The organism is Streptomyces sp. WAC05292 (assembly GCF_003949955.1).
In the GTDB taxonomy this organism is placed as follows: Bacteria; Actinomycetota; Actinomycetes; order Streptomycetales; family Streptomycetaceae; genus Streptomyces; species Streptomyces globosus.
Window position 1 is genome coordinate 1 of record NZ_RPSE01000517.1, and the last position, 3,543, is coordinate 3,543.

The following is a 3,543-nucleotide window of genomic DNA, read 5'->3' on the forward strand; positions in this document are numbered from 1 at the left end:
GAGCGGGGGAGGGCCGTGTGCGGTCAGCGCCAGACGGCGCTGTAGTTGTCCAGCTGCGCCCAGGTGATCGGGTTCGTCGTACGCCCGCCGTAGAGCCACAGCTCGCGGATCGCGTTCGCCTCCGCCCGCGCGGTGCACACCCCGCCGCTGTTGTTGCGCGGGACGCTGCACTGGGCCGCCATGCTCGGAGCCAGGGCGTCGGGCAGCCGGCCGATCAGGGTGTCCGCCTCGAAGCTGCCCTTCACCCCTCCGCTCAGCTGCAGCACCGTCGTACCCGCGATGCCGACGAGGCGTCCCCGCGGGGCCCGCACGTCCGCGGTGACGCCGCTCGCGAGGGGGATCGGCTGCCAGTCGGCCAGCACCTTCACCCCGTCGACCTCGGGCGCCCCCGAGAGCGACACGATCGTGCAGGTGCGCGGGCCGGGCTCCTCGCCCGCGAACCCGACGTGCACGTGCGGCACCCCGCCGCGCACCGAGACGGCCATCCCCTCGGGCTCCCGCAGCTCCAGGCCCGGGGCCGCGGTGCTGAACCGCTGGTCGAGGACGGACCCGTCCGTCCAGTCCACGGCCGTCAGCCAGGTGTTGCCCGGCGGCTTCACCGTGTCCGAGTAGCCGTTGCCGGCCACCATGTACAGGACGCGGCCCAGGGAGGCGTACCCCTGGAAGGTGCCCTTCGCGTCCGGCTGGGCGATCCGGGCGATCGGCGTCCAGTCGCCCGCCCGGGCCCTGTCCAGGTCGTACGACTCGAACAGCATGGTGCCGCTCTTGAAGCGGACGACGACGCGGTTCGTCGTCGGGTCGATGGTGCAGGTGACGTTGGTGGCGCCGGACACCGGCCGGTAGGCCGGGGCGAGTTGCGCGGAGCCCTGGGAGAGGGTCGTGCCGCTGCGGAACTCGAAGTGCGTGACGGCGGTGCCGTAGCCGTCCTTCTCCTCCTCGGGCACGTTCGAACCCATCGGGACGGACGCGGTCTCGGTCCACAGCCGCGAGACGCCGTCGTGGTGCTCGACGCCCATGGACACGCCGTGGCCGAAGCCCCGCAGGTACATGTGCCCGGTGATCGTGCCCGCCGGGTCGAGGCGGGTCACGGCGAGGTCGCCGGCGTACGCGCGCTGGCGGCCGGTGCGGGGGCCGGACTCGCCGGGGAGGGTGAGGCCGCCCTCGACGACCTGGAGGACGAAGACGTCCCCGGTGACCGGGTCGATGCCGAACGACTGCATCACCGTGGAGTTGTGCAGCCTCCGCCGGTGCAGCAGCCTGCCCGCCGGCCCCGCCAAGTCGACCTGTCCCTCGACACTGATGCTCAACTGCGCCTCCCGCCGGCCGCTCGCCCGTACTGCCGGCCCGGACGCTCCCGTCCGGACCGGGGCACAGTCTCGCACCGGTCCGAAAGCCGCCCGGAACCGGGGGCTCACCTTCCGGTGGAAGCGGATGCACCGTCAGAGGGAGCCTCGCGGCGGGCCACCAGCCGGTAGGCGTTCGTCAGCCCCCACCGCTCCGCCGCCGGGCCCGCCACCGCCCGGTCCATGACGGTCGCCGCCAGCAGCAGCGGCACCCCGGCCACCAGGGCGGCGCCCCGCAGTGCCCGCCGGGCCGCGCCCGGCGGCTCCGGAAGCCACGGCAGGTCCTCCCGGGGCGCCACCGCGTCCAGCGCCAGCCACGCCGCCGCCACCAGGTCCACCGCGTCGTGCGCCTGCGCGTGCTCCTGCGCCAGCACGGTGAACCCGCACGCCTCCAGCCTCCGGCGCAGGTTGCCCGCCGGCGCCAGGTGCAGGTGCTGCGGCTGGAGCCACGGCAGCCACCAGCGGCCCAGCAGCCGCGCCCAGCGGCTCTCCGGGTCCGGCACGTCCACCACGAGCAGCCCGCCGGGCCGCAGGACCGCGTACGCCGCCTCCAACTCGGCGAGCGGGTCCGGCGCGTGCTCCAGGTAGTGGAACATGCTCACCACGTCGTACGACCCGGGCGCCTTCTGCGCCAGCTCGGCGAACGTCCCGCGGTGCCCGTGCCGGACCCGGCCCGCGAGCTCGCCCAGCTCCGCCCCGTCGGAGCGGTCCAGGCCGTCGAACGCCACGTCGGGCAGGAGCTCCGCGGCCGTCGCGCAGAAGTGCCCGTGCCCGGTGCCCACGTCCAGCCACTCCGCCGGACCGGCCAGGTGCGGGCGTACCGACTCGGCGCGCGCCCGGTAGGAGGCCGTACGCCCCGCGAAGACCCCGGCGAGGCGCTCCTCGCCCAGGCCGTCGTAGAAGTCCCGGTAGTAGAAGGCCAGTCCGCGCTCGCTCAGCCGCGGGTTCTGGAAGACGTGCCCGCAGTCGTGGCACCGGTCCAGGGCGAACTCGCCCGGCTTGTGCTGCAACAGGTCCGCCGTGCGCAGCCGGCCCCCCAGCCGGCCCGAGCCGCACCACGGGCAGCGGTGCGCGCGCGGCTCGAAGAACACCGCCGTGCCGTCCGCGAGTTCCTCCCGGTACGCCGCCCGCAGCGCGGCCACCCGGGCCGCGCGCTCCCTGCGCCCGCTCATCCGTCCTCCCCTTCCCCGGCCGGCGGCCGGGCCAGCCGTTCCAGATGGTCCGCCGCGGCGGCCGCGCCGCCCGCCGCCCGGAACGCCGCGGAGACGCCCGCAGCCGCCGCCCGGATCCGCGGCTCCCCCAGCACGGTGTCGAGGGCCGCGCCGATGGCGGCGGCGCCGGCGCGCCCGAAGCGGACCCGGACGCCGGCGCCGCACCCCGCCACCTGCGCGGCGACCACCGGCTGGTCGTCGCGGATCGGCGCCACGACCAGCGGGACGCCGTGCCACAGCGCCTCGCACACGGTGTTGTGCCCGGCGTGGCAGACCGCGGCCGCGGCCCGCTCCAGCAGGTCGAGCTGCGGCACGTACGGCAACGCGACGACGTCCGGATCGTCCTCCCGCACGCCGAGGACTCCGTCGGGATCGGCGAACACGCCCTGCACCGCCCCGGCCCGCGCCCGCACGGCGCCCGCCGCCTCCGTGAGGAACCGCCCGCCGGCGCCGGCGTTCGCGGTCCCCAGCGTCACCAGCACCAGCGCACGCCCCGGATCGAGACGCTCCCACGGGAACGCCGCCGGGCGCGGCCGGGCCGCCAGCGAGGGCCCGACCCAGGCGATCCGGTCGCCGCCGCGCAGGACCGGCCCCGCCAGCTCGGGGGTGCTGAACGCGAGCACGAGGTACGGGGAGAAGCGCGGGTCGCAGGTGCCGCCCGGGCGCCCGATCCGCCGGCGCAGGCCGCTCAGCAGCTCGTCGTTCCAGGCGGCGACCCGCGGCATCGGGGCGAGCGCGTCCGCGAACTCCGCGGACGTCGTCGCCGACGTGGCCCACGGGATCCCCAGCTCCTCGGCGACCAGCGCCCCCGCCAGCGCCTGCTGGTCGGCGACGACCGCGTCCGGGCGGAACGCCCCGACCGCCTCGCGGACCCCGGGGGCCATGGCCTCGGCGAGCGGCACCAGGAAGCGCTCCCACAGGAAGCGCAGCGCTGCCGGGCCCCGCATGCCGGGCGGCCGCACGGGGTCCGCGAGGCGGTCGGGGCGTTC

General features: G+C 76.6%; 3 protein-coding genes. All 3 read right to left on the minus strand.

The window, feature by feature from the left end; translation table 11 throughout:
- Nucleotides 1–23: 23 nt before the first annotated feature.
- Complete coding sequence (locus EF903_RS34480) at nucleotides 24–1,307, minus strand: hypothetical protein (protein ID WP_185902904.1); 1,284 nt, start codon at nucleotides 1,305–1,307, stop codon at nucleotides 24–26.
- Nucleotides 1,308–1,411: 104 nt separating this feature from the next.
- A complete protein-coding gene (locus tag EF903_RS30280) occupies nucleotides 1,412–2,515 on the minus strand; it encodes a class I SAM-dependent methyltransferase (protein ID WP_185902905.1) in 1,104 nt (367 codons plus the stop codon).
- Nucleotides 2,512–3,543 (minus strand): glycosyltransferase (locus EF903_RS30285; RefSeq protein WP_148142613.1); only part of this gene is annotated, 1,032 nt, incomplete at its 5' end. The genes EF903_RS30285 and EF903_RS30280, both read right to left, overlap by 4 nt.

Coding starts and splice junctions, on each gene's coding strand:
- EF903_RS30280 (WP_185902905.1), bottom strand. CDS start 2,515: ATGAGCGGGCGCAGGGAGCGCGCGGCCCGGGTGGCCGCGCTGCGGGCG.